Annotated in this window: 17 protein-coding genes; 6 read left to right on the plus strand and 11 right to left on the minus strand. The window is 70.3% G+C overall.

Annotated elements, in window-relative coordinates; translation table 11 throughout:
• Nucleotides 1–43 precede the first annotated feature (43 nt).
• The 4 genes from GRS48_RS10975 to GRS48_RS10990 all read left to right on the plus strand — a co-directional run bounded on the left by GRS48_RS10975 (nt 44) and on the right by GRS48_RS10990 (nt 6276).
• Complete coding sequence (locus tag GRS48_RS10975) at nt 44–865, plus strand: methyltransferase domain-containing protein (protein WP_321168404.1); 822 nt, start codon at nt 44–46, stop codon at nt 863–865.
• 216 nt (nt 866–1081) lie between these two features.
• Complete coding sequence (gene mutL / locus GRS48_RS10980) at nt 1082–3529, plus strand: DNA mismatch repair endonuclease MutL (RefSeq protein WP_159486379.1); 2448 nt, start codon at nt 1082–1084, stop codon at nt 3527–3529.
• A gap of 210 nt (nt 3530–3739) precedes the next feature.
• Nucleotides 3740–4705 carry a bifunctional 2-dehydro-3-deoxygluconokinase/2-dehydro-3-deoxygalactonokinase gene (gene kdgK1 / locus GRS48_RS10985; protein ID WP_321168405.1) on the plus strand — a complete coding sequence of 322 codons (966 nt, stop codon included), beginning with the start codon at nt 3740–3742 and terminating at the stop codon, nt 4703–4705.
• Between the two features lie 113 nt (nt 4706–4818).
• The gene (locus tag GRS48_RS10990) at nt 4819–6276 is read left to right on the plus strand and encodes an NAD(P)/FAD-dependent oxidoreductase (protein ID WP_159486381.1); all 1458 of its coding nucleotides are present in this window, start codon (nt 4819–4821) and stop codon (nt 6274–6276) included.
• 26 nt (nt 6277–6302) lie between these two features.
• Here the strand turns inward: GRS48_RS10990 and GRS48_RS10995 are convergent, their stop codons facing one another.
• Nucleotides 6303–6719 carry a plastocyanin/azurin family copper-binding protein gene (locus tag GRS48_RS10995; protein ID WP_159486383.1) on the minus strand — a complete coding sequence of 139 codons (417 nt, stop codon included), beginning with the start codon at nt 6717–6719 and terminating at the stop codon, nt 6303–6305.
• A 201-nt stretch (nt 6720–6920) separates the two neighbouring features.
• On the opposite strand from GRS48_RS10995, the gene GRS48_RS11000 reads away from it, so the two are divergent.
• Nucleotides 6921–7637, plus strand: a complete 717-nt coding sequence (locus GRS48_RS11000; RefSeq protein WP_159486385.1) for a protein sorting system archaetidylserine synthase — start codon at nt 6921–6923, stop codon at nt 7635–7637.
• A gap of 121 nt (nt 7638–7758) precedes the next feature.
• Here GRS48_RS11000 and GRS48_RS11005 read toward each other — a convergent pair whose 3' ends face one another.
• The 10 genes from GRS48_RS11005 to GRS48_RS11045 form a co-directional block, all read right to left on the minus strand.
• A complete protein-coding gene (locus GRS48_RS11005) occupies nt 7759–8703 on the minus strand; it encodes a Dam family site-specific DNA-(adenine-N6)-methyltransferase (RefSeq protein ID WP_159486387.1) in 945 nt (314 codons plus the stop codon).
• A 104-nt stretch (nt 8704–8807) separates the two neighbouring features.
• Nucleotides 8808–9539, minus strand: a complete 732-nt coding sequence (gene psmB, locus GRS48_RS11010; protein WP_159486389.1) for an archaeal proteasome endopeptidase complex subunit beta — start codon at nt 9537–9539, stop codon at nt 8808–8810.
• 144 nt (nt 9540–9683) lie between these two features.
• Nucleotides 9684–9857, minus strand: coding sequence for a hypothetical protein (locus GRS48_RS15095; RefSeq protein ID WP_200840254.1), 174 nt, complete (start codon nt 9855–9857; stop codon nt 9684–9686).
• A 204-nt stretch (nt 9858–10061) separates the two neighbouring features.
• A complete protein-coding gene (locus tag GRS48_RS11015) occupies nt 10062–10556 on the minus strand; it encodes an ArsC family transcriptional regulator (protein ID WP_159486391.1) in 495 nt (164 codons plus the stop codon).
• Between the two features lie 250 nt (nt 10557–10806).
• Nucleotides 10807–11841 carry a phosphate uptake regulator PhoU gene (locus GRS48_RS11020; RefSeq protein WP_159486393.1) on the minus strand — a complete coding sequence of 345 codons (1035 nt, stop codon included), beginning with the start codon at nt 11839–11841 and terminating at the stop codon, nt 10807–10809.
• Between the two features lies 1 nt (nt 11842).
• Nucleotides 11843–12538 carry a phosphate signaling complex protein PhoU gene (gene phoU / locus GRS48_RS11025; protein ID WP_159486395.1) on the minus strand — a complete coding sequence of 232 codons (696 nt, stop codon included), beginning with the start codon at nt 12536–12538 and terminating at the stop codon, nt 11843–11845.
• Complete coding sequence (gene pstB, locus GRS48_RS11030; RefSeq protein WP_159486397.1) at nt 12538–13362, minus strand: phosphate ABC transporter ATP-binding protein PstB; 825 nt, start codon at nt 13360–13362, stop codon at nt 12538–12540. Before pstB ends, phoU begins: the two co-directional genes overlap by 1 nt.
• Nucleotide 13363: 1 nt before the next feature.
• Nucleotides 13364–14413, minus strand: coding sequence for a phosphate ABC transporter permease PstA (gene pstA, locus GRS48_RS11035; RefSeq protein ID WP_200840255.1), 1050 nt, complete (start codon nt 14411–14413; stop codon nt 13364–13366).
• Complete coding sequence (gene pstC, locus GRS48_RS11040) at nt 14410–15423, minus strand: phosphate ABC transporter permease subunit PstC (RefSeq protein ID WP_159486399.1); 1014 nt, start codon at nt 15421–15423, stop codon at nt 14410–14412. The genes pstA and pstC overlap by 4 nt, the downstream gene beginning before the upstream one ends.
• A 15-nt stretch (nt 15424–15438) precedes the next feature.
• Nucleotides 15439–16470, minus strand: a complete 1032-nt coding sequence (locus GRS48_RS11045) for a PstS family phosphate ABC transporter substrate-binding protein (RefSeq protein ID WP_159486401.1) — start codon at nt 16468–16470, stop codon at nt 15439–15441.
• A 327-nt stretch (nt 16471–16797) separates the two neighbouring features.
• Here GRS48_RS11045 and GRS48_RS11050 point away from each other — a divergent pair, with 327 nt between their 5' ends.
• A complete protein-coding gene (locus tag GRS48_RS11050; RefSeq protein WP_159486403.1) occupies nt 16798–17682 on the plus strand; it encodes a hypothetical protein in 885 nt (294 codons plus the stop codon).
• The last annotated feature ends 208 nt before the right edge of the window (nt 17683–17890 follow it).

Raw genomic sequence — 17890 nt, forward strand, 5'->3', positions numbered from 1 at the left:
GGCGATCCGGGCGCTTAATCCGCCCCGCCGCGAACGCCGCGGCGTGCGACGGTTCTCCGCCGACTACCTCGAACGCACCCGCGAGGGGATGTGGACCGACGGGCGCGAGGCGCTCGCCGACCTCGACCTCCCCGGCCGCCGCCGCGTCCTGGACGTCGGCTGCGGGACTGGCGAGTTGACGCGCGTGTTCGCCGCCGAAGCCCCGCCGGACGCGACCGTGATCGGCGTCGACGCCGACCCGGCGCTCCTGTCGGTCGCCCGCGAGGCGACGTCGCTGTCGGTCGTCGCCGGCGACGCGACCCGGCTCCCGTTTCCCGACGACAGCTTCGACCTCGTCGCCTGCCAGGCACTCCTCATCAACCTCCCCGACCCGGCCGCGGCCGTCCGGGAGTTCGCCCGCGTGTCCAGCGACCTCGTCGCCGCCGTCGAGCCGAACAACGCGGACGTCACGGTCGCCTCGACCGTCCCCGCCGAGGAGCGTTTGGAGCGCGAGGCGCGCCGGGCGTACCTCGACGGCGTCGGCACGGACGTCGCGCTCGGCGACCGGGTGCAGGGCTTCTTCGACGGCGCGGGGCTCGCGGACGTCCGCGTCCGCCGGTACGTCCACGAGAAGCGGACGGCCCCGCCGTACGCCGAGGCGGCGCTGGAGGCGGCGGCGCGGAAGGCGTCGGGCGCTGGGCTCGCGGACCACCGCGAGGAGCTCCGAGCGGCTGTCTCCGCGGCGGCGTACGACGATCTCCGGGAACGCTGGCGAGAGATGGGTCGCGAGGTCGTCGACGGGATGCGGGCGGGCGAGTACGAGCGCGTCGAGCGCGTCCCGTTCGACGTGACGGTCGGTCGGGTCGACCCGGAAGCGACCCGGTAGGGCAGAGCCCGTGCCGATCACCTCGGTCACACCCGCCGCCGCCATCCGCATCGCCTCCACCACACCGACCACAACCACCCGCATCCTCCACCACACCCGCCGCCGCCATCCGCATCGCCTCCGTCACATCCGCCGCAGCCCCCCGCATCGCCTCCGTCGCGCTCGGCACGCGCTCGACAACGGTTTCAAGTAGACGGTCGTCCACCCCTCGTACTGATGGAGCCCCCCGAGATCGAACGGTTGGACGAGCAAACCGTCCAGCGGATCGCCGCCGGCGAGGTCGTCGAGCGCCCCGCCAGCGTCGTCAAGGAGCTGGTGGAGAACAGCCTCGACGCCGGGGCGAGCCGCGTCGCCGTCGCGGTCGAGGCGGGCGGCACGGAGGGGATCCGCGTCCGCGACGACGGGGTCGGGATCCCCGCCGAGCAGCTGGAGGCGGCGGTCGCGGAGCACGCCACCTCGAAGATTGGCTCGATCGAGGACCTCGACCGCGGCGTGGCGACGCTCGGCTTCCGCGGCGAGGCGCTCTACACCGTCGGCGCGGTGTCGCGGCTCACCGTCCGATCGCGGCCTCCGGGCGCGTCGGCGGGGGCGGAGATCACCGTCGAGGGCGGCGACGTCGGGGAGGTGCGACCCGCCGGCTGTCCGGAGGGAACGACCGTCGAGGTCGACGACCTCTTCTACAACACCCCCGCACGGAGGAAGTTCCTCAAACGGGACGCGACGGAGTTCGACCACGTGAACACCGTCGTGACCGGCTACGCGCTGGCGAACCCGGACGTGGCCGTCTCCCTGGAACACGGCGGCCGGGAGACGTTCGCGACCGAGGGGAACGGCGACCGCCGATCGGCGGTGCTCGCGGTGTACGGCCGCGAGGTCGCGGAGGCGATGATCGACGTCGACTGGCGGGCGGACGGCACGGGACCGGAGGCGGCTGACGGGTCGAAGTTAGAGTCGAGCCGCGAACCCGACGCCGAAGCGGACCCCGAGCCGCCCGTCAAGCGGGTGTCGGGCCTCGTTTCACACCCGGAGACGACCCGGTCGAGCCGCGACTACCTCGCGACGTACGTCAACGGTCGGTACGTGACCGCGAGCGCGCTCCGCGAGGCCGTGATCGACGCGTACGGGGGGCAGCTCGCGCCCGACCGCTACCCCTTCGCGGTGCTGTTCGTCGAGGTGCCTGCCGGCGACGTCGACGTGAACGTCCACCCGCGCAAGCTCGAGGTCCGCTTCGACCGCGAGCGTGCGGTGACGGACGCGGTCGAGACCGCCGTCGAGGACGCGCTGTTGGACCACGGACTCGTCCGCTCGACCGCTCCGCGTGGCCGGTCCGCGCCCGACGAGACGGCCGTGACGCCGGAGGCCCCGGACGTCGAGGCGGTCGGCGGCGCGGGAACCGCCCACGAGCGGGCGGCCGGGATCGAGGCGGGTCGAGGGACCGATGCCGGCGACATCGCCCGCGGCGAGGACGCCGGCCTCGATGCAGACCCCGATACCGACCCGACGCCCGACGAAGAACGCGAGCGCCCCGTTCGAGCGGATCCGGGTGCGGCGACCGAGGTCGACCCCGACGACGCGGACGCGTGGGCGGTCGACGACCTCGGGGGCGGCGGTCTCGAGGGAGGCGGCGGTCTCGAGGGGGGAAGCGGCCTCGAGAAGGACGGCCTCGGGGGCGGCGATCCCGCGGACGACGCCCAACCGGACGGTACTGCGTCGGAAGCCGAGGGCGGCCCCCCGGGACACGCGACGGGTCGGACCCGGGACGATCGACCCTCCCCGCGCGAGTGGCAGACGGACGTCTCGTCGACATCGTCGTCCGACGACGACGGGGGAATACCGGGTTCGGACGACCCCGACCCGGCCGGCGGTGGGTCCAACGTGACGGATGACGGCTCCACCGCGGTAGGTGACGATCCCGACACGCCGGGCGCCGACGGGCCGCCGACGAACCGGGACACGGCTCGCTCGTCGTCGGCGAGCCCCGCCGGGCCGTCCCCGACCGGGCAACGGACGCTCGGAGGCGGGGCTACGAGCGACGAACGGACGTACGACTCGTTGCCGTCGCTGCGGGTGCTCGGACAGCTCCACGACACGTACGTCGTCGCGGAGGCGGCCGACGGGCTGGTGCTGATCGACCAGCACGCCGCCGACGAGCGGGTGAACTACGAGCGGCTCCGACGAGCGTTCGCCGACGGCGTCGACGCACAGGCGCTGGCGACGCCGGTGACCGTCGAACTGACCGCGCGAGAGGCGGCCCTGTTCGCGGAGTTCGTCGACGACCTCGCGTCGATCGGGTTCCGTGCGGAGCGGGCCGGCGACCGCGAGGTCCGCGTCGACGCGGTGCCGGCCGTGTTCGACGCGGCGCTCGACCCCGAGCTCCTTCGGGACGTCCTCTCGGCGTTCGTCGGCGACGCCGCCGACGGGGGCGAGCCGGTCGCGGACGTCGTCGACGAACTGCTCGCGGACCTCGCGTGTTATCCCTCCGTGACGGGAAACACCTCGCTCACCGAGGGGAGCGTCGTCGACCTCCTCGACCGCCTCGACGACTGTGTGAACCCGTACGCCTGCCCGCACGGTCGCCCCGTGGTCATCCGGCTCGACCGGGAGGAGATCGGCGACCGGTTCGAGCGCGACTATCCCGGCCACGTCGGGCGACGTGCCGAGTGAGGGCGGCGGCGGTTTCCAGGTCGCACGACACCGACGCCGATCGCCGGCCCTTTTGTAGCCTCCCGACGAGACGGGGCGTATGGACACGGCATCGACGACGGCGGCCGCCCGGCCGCAAGCACGGAGAACCGTCGCAGGTCCCTCCGCGAACCCCTCGACGGATCCCCCCACGAACCCCTCGACGGATCCCCTCGCGGCTTCCTCCATGAGGTGGGTGGCGTGACCGACCTCGTCACCTTCGGCGAGACGATGCTCCGGCTCTCCCCCCCGCGCGGCGAGCGCTTGGAAACGACCCGCGACCTCGACGTCCAAGCCGGGGGCGCGGAGAGCAACGTCGCGGTCGGCGCGGCCCGCCTCGGCGTCGACGCGGCGTGGCTCTCGAAGCTCCCGGACTCCCCGCTCGGGCGGCGGGTCGTCGGCGAGCTCCGGAGCCACGGCGTCCGGACGGGCGTCTCGTGGGCGGACCCCGAAACCACCCGGCTCGGAACGTACTACCTCGAACACGGCGGCGACCCGCGCGGGACGAACGTGATCTACGACCGCGCGAACGCCGCGATCACGACCGTGACGCCCGAGGAGCTCTCGACGAGCGTGTTCGAGTCGGCCGGGCGGTTCCACACGACGGGGATCACGCCGGCCCTCTCGGAGTCGGCCGCCGAGACGACGGCCGCGCTGTTGCGCGCGGCTGGCGAGGCCGGCGTGACCCGCTCGTTCGACCTGAACTACCGCTCGAAGCTATGGACGCCCGAAGCGGCCAGGGCCGCATACGAGGGCCTCTTCCCCGAGATCGACACGCTGTTCGTCCCGCGCCGGGACGCGATTGAGGTCCTCGACCGCGAGGGCGACGCCGTCGAGATCGCCCACGGGCTCGCCTCGGAGTTCGGTTTCACCTCCGTCGTCGTCACCCGGGGGACCGAGGGCGCGATCGCGCTCCGTGAGGGCTCCGTCCACGAGCAGGGCGTCTTCGAGGCGGAGACGTGCGACGCCATCGGCACCGGCGACGCCTTCGTCGCCGGCTACCTCGCGAAGCGGATCGCGGGCGGGGGCGTCGGCGACGCACTGGAGTGGGCCGCGGCGACCGCCGCGCTCAAGCGCACCGTCGACGGCGACCTCGCCGTCGTGACGCCCGAGGAGGTCGAAGCGGTCGTCGACGGCGGGGCCGGGATCGACCGATAACGCCCGCTCGCTCGGACCGCCGACGCGACGCCGGCCCGCGCGTCCTCCCGCGGATCGACGACGCGCCTGCCGCCGAGGGCAACCCTTAGTACGCCCGGGACTTCCGGGGGAGTATGCACGTCGTCGTCATCGGAGCCTACGGCAGCGCGGGCGCGGCCGTCGCGGACGAGCTCGCGCCACACGTCGGGAAACGCGTCGAACGACTCACCCTGGTCGACAACGGCGACCCCGGCGGCGGGCTCTGTATCCTCGAGGGCTGTATGCCCTCGAAGGAGCTGCTCTCCGCGGCCGCCCACCGGTTCGAAGGGCGGGACGACGGTCGACTGACGGGCGCGCCCCACGGGCTGGACCTCGAACGGATCGTCGCCGAGAAGAACGACCGCACGCGCGGCTGGGCCGGCCACCGGCGCGACGCCGTCCACGACCTCGCCGAGCGGGACGGGATCGAGTTCTACCACGAGCCGGCCCGGTTCGTCGACGACCACGTCGTCGCCATCGGCGGCGGCCCGCCGGGCGCTGACGCCGATCCGGTCGAGGTCGTCGAGGCGGACTACGTCGTGATCGCGACCGGGTCGGTCCCGAACGTCCCGACGATCTCCGGCTACGACGCGCTCCCGTCGTCGTCGGTGTACACGAGCGAGGACACCCTCCACGCGACCGACTTCCCCGACTCCGGCGTCGTGATGGGGTTCGGCTACGTCGGCATGGAGATGGTCCCGTACCTCGCGGAGGCGGGCGTCGACGTCACCGTGATCGAACACGACGAGCGCCCGCTCGACGAGGCGGACCCGGAGTTCGGCGACGCCCTCCTCGAGATCTACCGCGAGGAGTTCGACGTCGAGATCCGCACCGAGGTGTACGAGGAGTCGATCGAGGCGCACGGGGACGGGGTCCGGCTCCACCTCGACGACGAGAGCCACGTCGACGCCGGCGCGGTGTTCCAGTTCACGGGGCGGACGCCGAACCTCGGTCGGCTCGGGCTGGAACACACCTCCCTGGCGCCCGAGGCCGGGTGGATCGACGCGACGATGCGCCCGCCGAACGACGACCGCACGTTCGTCGTCGGCGACGTGAACGGTCGCGAGCCGATCCTCCACGTCGCGAAAGAGCAGGGCTTTCAGGCGGCCGAGAACGTCCTTCGCCACGCGCAGGGGAAGCCGGCGAAGCCGTACACGAACGTCCACCACCACGTCGTCTTCTCGGGGGCGGGCGTCTACCCGTTCGCGCGCGTCGGCCACACGCCGCGGTCGGCCACGGAGGCGGGCCACGCGACGGTCGTCGCGACCCGACAGGCGAGCGACGACGGCGTCTTCAAGTCGAAAAACGTTCCACACGGGCTCGGGCGGCTCGTCGTCGACGCCGACGACGGCACCGTCCTCGGCTGGCAGGGGCTCCACTACCACGCGGACACGATGGCGAAGACGTTCCAGATCGCCGTCGAAATGGGCCTCGACGTGCGTGAGATCCCGGACCGGGCGTACCACCCGACGCTCCCGGAGAACCTCGACGGGCTCATCCGCGAGTGTGCGGCGGGCGTCGAGGACGCGGGAAGCGAGGATCGAGGAGCGTAACGCGGCGGCGTAAGGGGTTCCCGTCCTCACTCCTCCACGTGGACGGTCGCGTACATGCCGCCGTCCTCGTGGGGGATACAGACGTAGTCGTAGCGGCCGGGCACCTCGAAGGTGTGTGCGAAGCGGTCGCCGTTCTCGAGTTTCCCGCCGAAGTCGTCGAGCCACTCCTCGCGGGCGGTTTCCTCGTCCGCGTAGCCGCCGGACGCGAAGTACGCCGCGTCGTCCGGGATGCCGCCCTCGTAGGCGGTGACCGTGTGGGTCCGGGTGCTCGTGTTCTCCCAGACGACGGTCCCGCCGACCGGGACCGTAATCTCGTCGGGCACGAAGCCGTCGGCGGTCATCGCGACGTCGTGGTCCTCGTCCAGACAGCCCGCGAGCGCGAGGGGGGCCCCGACCGCGACGCCGGCGACGCCGACCCGGCCGAGGAACCGTCTCCGATCCATACCGACGTTCGGGGCTTCGGTCGTTTGAAGGGCGCGATTCACCCCGTCGGATGGGAACGGCTCCGCCTCGCTCGGTGGGAACGCCTCCGCCTCGCTCGGTGGGAACGCCTCCGCCTCGCTCGGTGCGAACGCCTCCTCCCCATCGCTCGGCGGGCCCGATCGATAACAAACCCTAAAAGCGGGGTCGTCGACCGATCCGGTATGCACCTGCGGGTGATCGGTCGGCTCGGGCTCGCCGACGCGGTGACGGTGGCGAACGCCGCGGTCGGCTTCCTCGCGGTGATCGCCGCGACCGTCGACGTCGCGCTCGCGGCCCGACTGATCCTCTTCGCCGCGGTCGCCGACGGGCTCGACGGGGTCGTCGCCCGTCGGCGCGGGTCGACGCCCGCCGGCCCCTATCTCGACTCGCTGGCGGACGTCGCGTCCTTCGGCGTCGCGCCCGCGACGCTCGTCGCGGTCGTCGTCCTCGACGCGCACGCGTTCGGAGTGAACCCCCTCCTCGTCGGCGTCGGTGTCGGCGTCGCCGCCCTCTTCGTCTCGATGGCGGTCGCCCGGCTCGGGCTGTACACCGCCTACGACAGCGAGAGCCGGGAGACGGTCGGCGTCCCGACGACGCTCGCGGCGACCGTCCTCGCGGCCGCCGTCCTGGCGGGCTACACCGACCCGGCGCTGCTGGTCGCGGCCGCGGCCGTCTTCGCGGTGCTGATGGGGTCGACGGTCACGTATCCGGACCTCCACGCGCAGGACGCGCTCGTGATGGGCGTCGTGCAGGCGGCGGTGATCCTTGCACCGCTCGCGAACGCCGCCCTCCCCGCGCTCCCGGCCTGGATCGGTGAGGGCTTCGCGTTCGCGCTCCTGTTTCTCGCCTGCGGCTACCTCCTCCTCGGCCCGTGGTTCTACTGGGGCGACGGCCTCTAACCGTCGCCGGCGGCGACTGCCGGTCCCAACGGCCGATTCGCCCGAACGCCGACGACGACCGCAGGCTCGCTTGAACGCCGACGACCGCCGATTCATCCGAACGCCGCCGACGACCGCTGGCTCACTCGAACGCCGACAGCGACCGCTGGTCCGTCCCCCGCCGCTCGTCCGGCGGGACCGACGTCGCGATCACTTCGTTCACCTCGCCGCGGGCGTCGGCGTCGCTGTTGATCGCGCGGGTCGCGGCCACGTGGTCGACGAACAGCCCCGCGTCCGCGTAGGTGTCGTAGGTGACTCCGGAGTTCGAGCAGACGACGTGGACCCCACGCGCCGCGAGGTCGACGGCGAGGTCGACGAGCGCGAGCTGGTCCTCGCGGTCGAAGCCGCCGGCGCTGTACTCCGCGAAGTCGGCGGTGGGGCTCATCGGCTCGTACGGCGGGTCGAAGTAGACCAGATCGCCCGGCTCGACGGCGTCGGCGACGTAGTCGTACTCCCCCTGTCGGAGCGCGTCGTCGGGGAGCCGCCGGAGGACGCGGCTCGCCTCGCGGACCTGCTCCGCGCGGACCCAGTCGGGGTCGGCGTATCGGCCGATCGGGACGTTGAACTCCCCGTCGGCGTTCTCGCGGTAGAGGCCGTTGAACCCCGTCCGATTCAAGTAGAGCAGCCGAGCGGCCTCCGCGAGGTCGTCGAACGGCTCGCCGTTCGGCCGGCGGTTGAACAGCGCTCGCTGCTGGTAGTAGTAGGCGTCGACCGACCGCCCCTTTCGGTCGGTCCGGGCGAACTCGCCGTCGGGGTCCGGGTCGCGCTCGGGGGGTGCGAGGGCGCGACACCGCTCGATCAGCTCGTCGGGGCGGTCGCGGACCTGGACGTAGAAGTTGTGGAGCCGGGCGTTGCGGTCGTTCACCGTACCGCGCCGGGGCTCGTGATCGAAAAAGAGCGCGCCGCTGCCGAGGAACGGCTCGTGGTAGGCGTTCGTGCCGGGGTCGTAGCTCGCGGGGAACCGCGCGTACAGCTCGTCGAGCAGCTGTCGTTTCCCGCCCGCCCACTTGAGGATCGGCGTCGCCATCGGTCGTTCGATAGCAGCGGTCGGGGACCTAAAAAGGGTCGTTCATCGGAGCGAGAAAGCGGACGGCGTGGATCGGAAACCGTCGGCGGCGGGACCGGACCCGCTTATAACAGGTCGTCGAACTCCTTGTGGCGGGTGATCTCGACGCCGTCGGCGGTGACGACGGCGATGTTGATCCCGTTACCGGACGCGAGGTCGCGCTCGACGGCGGACTTGATCGCCCTCGCCGCGACGGTCTTCGCCTCGTCGACGGTGAGGTCGTCGTCGTACTCCTGCTCTAAGACGCCGAGCGCGTACTGCGAGCCGGAGCCCGTGACCGTGTACTCCTCCTCGATGATGGAGCCGAGGGGGTCGATGGAGTAGACGTGGGGGCCGGTGTCGTCGACGCCGCCGAGGATCGGCTGGACGATGTAGAACGCGCCCGTGCGGAGGAGGTTCCCGGTGAGCGTCGACAGCGCCTGCATCGACATGTCCTTGCCGCGGCGCGCCTCGTAGAGGTTCGTCTCGGCGCGGAGCGTGGAGATGAGGTTCTGGGCGGCCGAGACGCCGCCGGCGATGGTGAGCGCGGCGGTCGGGTGGACCTGTTCGACCTTCTGGACGTCCTTCGAGGAGACCATTCGTCCGAGCGAGGCGCGCATGTCCGTCGCGAGCACGACGCCCTCGGCGGTCTTGATGCCGACCGTCGTCGTCCCCGTCTTGACGCCGTCGTCGTCGTTCGCGGCCGCGGCGCGGCCCTCCGAGCCGTCGAACTCGCCGAGCTCCGGACCGAAGACGGGCTGATCGCGGCCCAGTTCGCCGGACAGCTCGCCCGAGAGATCGCCTGTCGGTGTTCGCATTACTACCTCGTTTGCCCGGCGCGCTGATAAAGGCAACCCTTCTGGTACCCGTCGCCGGTGTGTCACCGGTGCGCCGGTGTCACGACGGCGGTCCTCGTCGGTGTCGGTTCCGCGATCTCCGTCGGTGAAAAGGGGGCGGGGGCGTTATTCGTCGACGTTCTCGTAGGCTTCGCCGGTGGTCTCGACGAGCCGGCGGACGGGGAGGTTGATACCGAGGCGCTGGCGCGCGAACACCGCGACCGGGAACAGCGAGATCCCGACGGCGACGGTCGCCTGGTGAAGCCCGAAGAGGGCCGACGTACGGATGCGGTCGAACATGGTTCTTCGATCGTCCAGTGCCCAAGGGCATATATAAGCTTTCCGTGGTGGCGCTACGGACGAAGGGCTCCACGTCTTGCGTTTTTTAGTCCCGAATTGACGATCATGAAGGATATTGGGCATCCGGCGTCCACACGCGTATCACAGGCGCTCAGGACGCCGCTCGTTTCCATAAGTTATGTGAATCGATCCGAGCCCGTCCGCCTACCTATCCTCGAGCCCGTCCGCCGCCTTCTCGGCGTCCTCGTGCGTCCCGAAGCGGTCGTCGAACAGCGCGACGACGCGCGACTCGATCTCGTCGCGGATCGGTCTGACCTCCTCGATCGGTCGCTCGCCGGGGTCGTCGAGCGCCCAGTCGTCGGTGTCGACGCCGTCGAGTTCGAGCGTCGAACAGCCCATCGTGGCGACGAAGTCGGACCCGGCGAGCGTCGTCTCCGAGACGTGTCTCGGCTCGCGCCCGCTCACGTCGAGGTCGACCTCCGCGAGCGCCTCGACGACGACGTCGTGGACCGACGCCGCGGGGGCGGTGCCGCCGGTCACGATCTCCACGTCGTCCTCGAGCCCGCGGGCGGCGCGCTCGCGCTCGGCGAACGCGGTCGCCATCTGGCTGCGACCCGCGTTGCGCACGCACATGAACGTCAGGGTGGTCGTCGGCTGCTCGTCGGTCTCGGCGGTGTCGGTGGGGATTGGTTCGGTCATCGTCGGTGGGGATTGGTTCGGTCATCGTCGGTGGGGGTTGGTTCGGTCATCGTCGGTGGGTTCGACGTGGTCGGTGGGTTCGGACGTGGTCGGTGGGTTCGGACGTGGTCGGTGGGTTCGGACGTGGTCGGTATGGCGTCGTCGGTCGTTCGGCGTCGCCGGCCGGTGGTTGGCCGGTGGCCGGCGGTCGGTGGCCGGTGGTCAGTGGTCGGTGATCGGCGGTCGGCGACCGGACGGATACGAGGTGCCGCTACTCGGCGTTGGCCGGCGTCATCGGGTCGGCGTCGGCACGGCGGAGCGACGCCTGCAGCCCCGCCTCGGCGACGTTGATACCGTACTCTGCGGTGCGGCCGACGCTGTCGAGCACCGTCGCGAGCGGGTAACCGTTCGCGAGGTCCTGCTCGTAGAGCCGCCGGTCCAACGCGGCGGTCGCCTCCACGACCCGTTCCCCGTCCGCGACCGCCCTGCCGAGGGCGTCGGGGTCCCGGTCGCCGAGCGCCGCCGCGACCGCGTCGGCGACGACCGCGCGGGCGTCGCCGGCGACGCGGGCGATGTCGGCCGCCAGGTCCGCGGGGGGCTCGGCGTCGATCAACGCGGCCGTCCCCGCGATCTTTTCGGCGTGGTCGCCGACGCGTTCGATCTGGCGGGCGACCGTGTAGTAATCGAACGTGGTGAGCCCGTCCCCCGCGCCGTCGATCCGGACGTCGACGAGCGACTGCTGGAACTCGCGGGCGACGAGCCCGAACAGCCGGTCGACGGTGTCGTCCTGCCCGGCGATCCGGCGACCCTCTTCCTCGTCCCCGGAGAGCGCCGCCTCGATCGCCTCCTCGTGCATGGAGAGCGCCATCCCCTGCATCTGCGCGAGCGTCTGTTTCGGCGAGAGGTCCGCGACGTCGAGCATCGTCCGGGCGACGACCTCGCCGTCGCTCTCGGTGGCCACCTCGATGCCGACGAGTCCCGCGACCGCGTCGCGAACGGCCGCGCACGCCTCTCGCCCCGGCGCGTCAGTCACGTGCACGGTGTCCGCGCCGGCGACGTACGCGGCCGCGACCGCCCGCCCGATCCGGGACGGGTCGTACCGGCTCGCGGAGAGCGACACCGTCCGGCGCGAGGCGTCGGCGTCCGGCTGGGTGACGAGCAGCCGGTCGCCGCGCGTGTAGAGGTGGACGAGGCTCCCCGTGTCCAGCCCCTGCTCGTTCGCCCACGCCTTCGGCAGCGACACGGTGTACGTCGTTCCGCCGGTGAGCTGTACCTTCCGCTCGTAGGGGCCGTGGGGGTCGTCCATCTCAGTAGATCAACTCGTCGTCGTTCTCGACCATGTACAGCGATCGCGCGGCGATGTTGACCGCGTGGTCCCCCACGCGCTCGAGGTCACGGACCGTCAACAGCGCGCGCGAGACCTCATCGAGCGCGTCCTCCAGCTCTTCGCCCCCGACCGATCCGTTCGCGGCGGCGCGGGCCCGTTCGGCCTCGAGGAGCTCGCGGACGACCGCCTCGCTGGCGTCCCCGCAGCGCTCGTCGAGGTCGTCGTCGCGGGCCGCGACCTCGCGACACGCCTCGGCGTCGGCGGCCGCGTACGCGTCGACCGCGTCCGCGACCATGTCGCCGGCCGCCCCGCCGAGCCCGGACAGGTCGACCGCGGGGTGGACGCCCCCGGTCTCGGGGTGGCCGTAGCCCGCGAGGTTCGTCGCCAGGTCGGCGACGCGTTCGAGGTCCGTGATCACCTTGAACGACGCCGTGATCAGCCGGAGATCGCCCGCGACGGGCTGTTGGAGCGCGAGCAGCTCCGTACACGCACCCTCCAGCGCGAGGTAGCGCTCGTTCACCTCGTGGTCGCCCTCGATCACGTCGCGCGCGAGGTCGGCGTCGGCCGTCTGGGCCGCCTCGAGCGCGGCGTCGTACCGGGTCAAGACGAGGTCGCCCATGTCGACGACGTCGTCGCGGAGCTCGTCGAGCCGCCGTTGGTAGCTCTCGCGGGGCATTATCCGAACTTCCCCGTGATGTAGTCCTCGACGCGGTCGTCGTCGGGGTTCTCGAACACCGACGCCGTGTCGTCGAACTCGACGAGCTGGCCACCGGTGAGGAAGACCGCGGTCTTATCGGAGATGCGGGCGGCCTGCTGCATGTTGTGCGTGACGATGACGACCGTGTACTCCTCGACGAGGTCGTCGATCAGGTCCTCGATCTTCGAGGCGGCGACGGGGTCGAGCGCGCTCGTCGGCTCGTCCATCAGGATGACTTCGGGGTCGGGCGCGATGGCGCGGGCGATACAGAGCCGCTGTTGCTGCCCGCCCGAGAGGTCGAGCCCCGACCCGTCCAGTTGGTCCTTCACCTCGTCCCAGAGGGCGGCCCCGCGGAGCGCCTCCTCGACGCGCGCGTCCATGTCGCCGTCGTAGCCCTGGATCTCCAGGCCGTACGCGACGTTGTCGTGGATCGACTTCGGGAACGGGTTCGGCTTCTGGAACACCATCCCGATCTTCCGGCGCAACGCCACCGGGTCCACGTCCTCGTCGTACACGTTCTTGCCGTGGAACGCGAGGTCGCCGTCGATACGGCAGGCGTCTATCTGGTCGTTCATCCGGTTGATACACCGGAGGAACGTCGACTTCCCGCAGCCCGACGGCCCGATGATCGCCGTCACCTTGTGTTCGGGGATGTCGACGTCGATGCCGTCGAGCGCCCGTTCGTCCCCGTAGTGGACGTCGAGGCCCCTGGACGCCAGTACCGTCTCGTCCGGTCGGTCGCCCCGGCCGGTCCTCCCGCTCGATACCTCGGTCGTTATCAGTGTCTCGTCCTGTGTCGACATCTCAGACCTCCGTTTCGTACTTGTTCCGCATGAGCACCGCCACCGCGTTCATCGACAGCAGGATCGCCAACAGAACGACGATCCCGACCGCCGCGAGGTGGATGAAGTGTTGGCTCGGCTCGGCGGCCCACGCGTAGATCTGCGTCGGCATGCCGCTGAACCGGTCGAACGGCCCGCTCGGGGTGCGGTTGACGAAGATCGCTCCGATCATCAGGAGGGGAGCGGTCTCGCCGATCGCGCGGGCGAGCGCGAGGATCGTCCCCGTGAGGATCCCGGGCATCGCCGACGGCAACACGACCCGTCGGATCGTCTGCCACTTCGTCGCTCCCGTGGCGTACGACCCGTTCCGGACGCCGTCGGGGACCGCACGGAGCGCCTCCTGTGCGGAGACGATGATGATCGGCATCACGAGCAGCGCGAGCGCGACGGAGCCCGCGAGCAGGATCGGCCCCAGCCCGATGCCGTTGACGAGCGCCGCCAGCGCGAGCAGCCCGTACACGATCGACGGGACGCCCGCGAGGTTCGCCAGGTTCGCCTCGATCAGTCGAGTGACCCGGGTGTTCGGCGCGTACTCCTCCAAGTAGATCGCCGATCCGACTCCGATGAAGAAGGACAACACTGCCGTCAGCGCCATCAGCATGACGGAGGCGATGATCGCGCCCATGAACCCGGCTCGCTCGGGCCGGCGGGAACCGTCCGCCGTGAAGAACTGGACCAGACCGATCTCGAACTCCGTGATACCGACGTAGAAGTCGGTGATCACGTCGAGCAACAGGAGCGCGAGCACGAGGACGCCGAACATCGACGCCGCGAAGATGACCGCGAGGAAGGCGCGGTTCTTCAGGTGTTCGCGGCCGAGGTCGACGTCGGCGAACAGCGCCTCGCCGCGTCCGGTGTCGGTGCCGGTATCGACGCCGCCGTCGGTACGGGGCCGACGAGCGGCGTCGTTCCCCACCGGGCTGTCCGTCGACGAGGCGTCCATCGACGGGTCATCCGTCGATACGTTGTCGGTCGGGGCGTCCGTCGACGGGTCGTCGTTTCGGCGGCTCATCGGTACTCCTCCTGGAACCGGCGTTTGAACCAGTCGTTCAGCAGGTTCATCGTGAGCGTCATACAGAACAACACCAGCCCGACCGCGAACAGGCTCTGGTACTCGACGGTGCCGATCGCGGAGGTGCCACGGGCCATCGACACCATGTACGATGTCATCGTCATGATCTCCGAGAACGGGTTCGCGGTCACGTTGGCGTTGAACCCGGCCGCAAGCGTCACCGCCATCGTCTCGCCGATGGCGCGCGACACCGCGAGGATGTACGACGCGAAGATCCCCGAGATCGCCGCCGGGATCACGACGTTCAGCGACACGTCGTACTTCGTCGCGCCGAGCGCGTACGCCCCGTTGCGAAGGTCGTCGGGGACGGCCTGCATCGCGTCCTCGCTGATCGACGACACCATCGGGATCGTCATGAAGCCGACGACGAGCATGCCCGACAGCATGCTGTACCGGCCGATGTTGATCCCGAACAGCCCCGCGATGGGGCCGAGCACGACGGGGTTGATGAAGGCGATCGCGAAGTACCCGTACACGATGGTGGGGATGCCCGCGAGCACCTCCAGCGTCGGCTTGAGCTTCGCGCGGACGCTCCGCGAGGAGTACTCCGAGATGTACAGCGCGGTCGCGGTGCCGATGGGGATCGAGACGAACGCCGCCCCGACCGTGATCGATAGCGTACCGAAGATTATCGGCCACGCGTTGTGGCCGGGCGTCGCGTGATCGGGGGCCCATCGGGCCTCGCCTGCGAGCAGCTCGCTCACGTTCAGGAACTGGGTGAACGTGACCGTTCGGTCCGCGCTCGCGCCGAGCGCGATCTCGGTCGCGCGCGCGCCGAAGAAGTAGCTCACGGCGTTGTCGATCAGGACGAAAAAGATCGCGAGCGTCGTGAGGACCGTGACCGCCGCACAGCCGAAGAGCACGCGGCGCATCCGCCGGTTGTTCTCCTTGGCGTCACTGGCGGCCGCGTCGCCGGTTATCCCCGGCCCCGGGTTCGTGTCAGTGCTCATCGTGTCGATCCCTCGTTACTCCCGCTGAACGGTGAGGTCCTCGGGCGATGCGCCCACCTCGTCGAGCCAGGAGTCGATCTTCTCGTGGTTCTCCTCGGTCACCGCGTCGGGCGCGGCGTAGAACCCCTCGTCGCGGGCGAACTCCTGTGCGCCGTTGGTGTAAAAGCGGGCGAACGAGCCGATGAGGTCGGTCCGCTCCGCGAGGCTCGCGAGGTTGACGAACGCGAACAGCGGGCGCGCCAGCGGGGAGTACAGTCCGTCCTCGATGTTCTGCTCCGTCGGCAGGTAGAAGTCGCCGTCCGCGTCGCTCTCGACGGGAACGGCCTCGATGGGCTGGTCGTCCTCGATGTCGCGCAGGTAGCCGAGGCCGCCCCACCCGAACCCGTGAACGTTGTCCGCAACCGCGCCCATGATCTCGTTGGTCTGGCTCGTCGCGGAGTAATCGTCGCGGATGTCGCCGCGCTCGCCGACGACGTTCTCGGTGAAGTAGTCGAACGTACCGGACGCGGAGTCCCGCGCGTGGAGCGCGATCTCCTCGTCGGGCCACTCGTCGCGGACGTCGCTCCACGTCTCGACGTCGGACTCGAACCGCCAGATTCGAGCCAGCTCCTCCAGCGTGATGTTCTCCACCCAGTCGTTTTCGGAGTTCTTCACGACGGCGAGTCCGTCGAGGCCGACCTCGAGGTAGCCGTAGTCGACGTCGTTCTCGCTACACAGCTCGACCTCCTCGTCGGTGATCATCCGGCTCGCGCTCTGGTAGTCGGAGTTCGCCCGGCAGAACTCCTGGAAGCCCGCGCCCGTTCCCTCCGGCGCGACGTCGACGAGCACGTCAGGGAACTCCTCTTCGAAGTTCTCGCCCGCCCACGAGGTGATCGGCGCGACCGTGTTCGACCCGGACGCGTCGATCGTCCCGGAGAGGCCGTCCCCCCCGTCGCCGTCGCCACCGCCCAGACAGCCCGCGGTCGCAGCTGCGCCGAGGCCGGCGATCGCCGCGAGGGATCTTCGACGGGTAATGCCGCGCGTTGTGACGTTCTGGCTTGGTGCCATCGACTGGAGGTGGAGGCGTCTCGCATAAGTAGTGTGCTATGTGATATATAATGCAGAGTGTAGCGTGAGATAGTGCTAAGAAGCAGTAATAGTGCCATGTACGACAATATAGGGCTATATAATACATGACAACTATGGCGCAATTCGGTCGGCTATCGAGTGGGTCCGGGGAAGGCTCGCGCCATCGATCCGTGAGTGATCGGAGGGCGTGGACGTATCCGGTAGAGACTACATGAGATGGTGACACTACCCGGACGTACGGATGGCTAGGGACGCGATCGTACCCCTCATATATCGGGTTAAGTCCCCGGCCTCCGGGTTCGACGTATGGCCACGACGAACGCCCCTACTGACGACTCCGACGACGGCACGGATCCCCGAACGCCTTCGGACGCCGGTCGCCCCACCGAGGACGTCGCGACCGCGGTTCACGCCGCACGCGAGACCGTCCGCGTGGAACGGCGACGCGTCGTCGACGAGCACGAAGCGTTCGAGGCGTTCCGATCGCGCGTCCGGCGGGTCCGAACGGAGTCGTCGCCGACGGACGGTCTCGAGTCCGGGTACGGGGGCATCGCAGCCGGCGGAGCCGCCCGCGCTCGAGGGATCGGAAGCGGCGGCGGCGTGTCCGGAAACGGGCTCGTCGCGGTACGGGACGCGTACACGGCGACCGTGATGTCCGTTCCGCACTACGACGAGGAGTACAACGACACGTACGAGACGAGCCTCGCCGCGGAGTTCGGCCCGGACCTCGCGCTCGCGCTGACGCAGGAGGCGTCGCTTCACGACCGATACAAGCGGTCCCTCCTCTCGAAAACGACGGCGGCGATCGAGGAGCGGGACGCGTTCGCCGACGCCCTCGACGCGGAGGCCGGATCGATCGATCGGGCCGCGAACCGCCTCCTCGCGGTCCTCGAGGAAGTCGCGACGCTGTCGCGCACCGACCGGTCGGCGCTGGGGTTCGGGGCCCTCGACGCGTATCGTGCGCGGACGACCGTGCTTACGGGGGAGTGTGACGCGGTCGCGGAGCGCCGCCAGCGCGACCTCGCGGAGATCGAGCGGACGCTGCGGCTCGGCGACGGCGTTCCCGACGTCGCCACGTACCTGTATCAGGACCTCGCCGTGACGTATCCCGTTCTGGCGACCATCGGCGTGGTCGGCGAGCGGTTGACCCGCCTCCGGCACGAGATCGAACGGGAGATGGCGTACCGGTGAGCGGTTCGTTCCGTCGGCCGCCGGGACGGGTCGAGGAACGGTTCGGCTCGTCACCCACTCATAAAGGGCTGAATGATGCAGGTGGGGATGTGGTCGATTCTCCGGGTCGTGGAACGTGGAGGGGTTTATACGTGGTGTCGGGTCGTCTCTCGAAATAGAGGGAGAAGACCGATGTCCACGACTACACCAAACGAGTTCGGCGGGGAGT

The sequence above is a fragment of the Halorubrum sp. JWXQ-INN 858 genome (genome assembly GCF_009806985.1).
In the GTDB taxonomy this organism is placed as follows: domain Archaea; phylum Halobacteriota; class Halobacteria; order Halobacteriales; family Haloferacaceae; genus Halorubrum.

What these genes read in the sequence shown, in the direction of transcription:
- mutL (WP_159486379.1), top strand. Translation starts at nt 1,082, where the DNA reads ATGGAGCCCCCCGAGATCGAACGGTTGGACGAGCAAACCGTCCAGCGG.
- GRS48_RS10990 (WP_159486381.1), top strand. Translation starts at nt 4,819, where the DNA reads ATGCACGTCGTCGTCATCGGAGCCTACGGCAGCGCGGGCGCGGCCGTC.
- GRS48_RS10995 (WP_159486383.1), bottom strand. Translation starts at nt 6,719, where the DNA reads ATGGATCGGAGACGGTTCCTCGGCCGGGTCGGCGTCGCCGGCGTCGCG.
- GRS48_RS11000 (WP_159486385.1), top strand. Translation starts at nt 6,921, where the DNA reads ATGCACCTGCGGGTGATCGGTCGGCTCGGGCTCGCCGACGCGGTGACG.
- GRS48_RS11005 (WP_159486387.1), bottom strand. Translation starts at nt 8,703, where the DNA reads ATGGCGACGCCGATCCTCAAGTGGGCGGGCGGGAAACGACAGCTGCTC.
- psmB (WP_159486389.1), bottom strand. Translation starts at nt 9,539, where the DNA reads ATGCGAACACCGACAGGCGATCTCTCGGGCGAGCTGTCCGGCGAACTG.
- GRS48_RS15095 (WP_200840254.1), bottom strand. Translation starts at nt 9,857, where the DNA reads ATGTTCGACCGCATCCGTACGTCGGCCCTCTTCGGGCTTCACCAGGCG.
- GRS48_RS11015 (WP_159486391.1), bottom strand. Translation starts at nt 10,556, where the DNA reads ATGACCGAACCAATCCCCACCGACACCGCCGAGACCGACGAGCAGCCG.
- GRS48_RS11020 (WP_159486393.1), bottom strand. Translation starts at nt 11,841, where the DNA reads ATGGACGACCCCCACGGCCCCTACGAGCGGAAGGTACAGCTCACCGGC.
- phoU (WP_159486395.1), bottom strand. Translation starts at nt 12,538, where the DNA reads ATGCCCCGCGAGAGCTACCAACGGCGGCTCGACGAGCTCCGCGACGAC.
- pstB (WP_159486397.1), bottom strand. Translation starts at nt 13,362, where the DNA reads ATGTCGACACAGGACGAGACACTGATAACGACCGAGGTATCGAGCGGG.
- pstA (WP_200840255.1), bottom strand. Translation starts at nt 14,413, where the DNA reads ATGAGCCGCCGAAACGACGACCCGTCGACGGACGCCCCGACCGACAAC.
- pstC (WP_159486399.1), bottom strand. Translation starts at nt 15,423, where the DNA reads ATGAGCACTGACACGAACCCGGGGCCGGGGATAACCGGCGACGCGGCC.
- GRS48_RS11045 (WP_159486401.1), bottom strand. Translation starts at nt 16,470, where the DNA reads ATGGCACCAAGCCAGAACGTCACAACGCGCGGCATTACCCGTCGAAGA.
- GRS48_RS11050 (WP_159486403.1), top strand. Translation starts at nt 16,798, where the DNA reads ATGGCCACGACGAACGCCCCTACTGACGACTCCGACGACGGCACGGAT.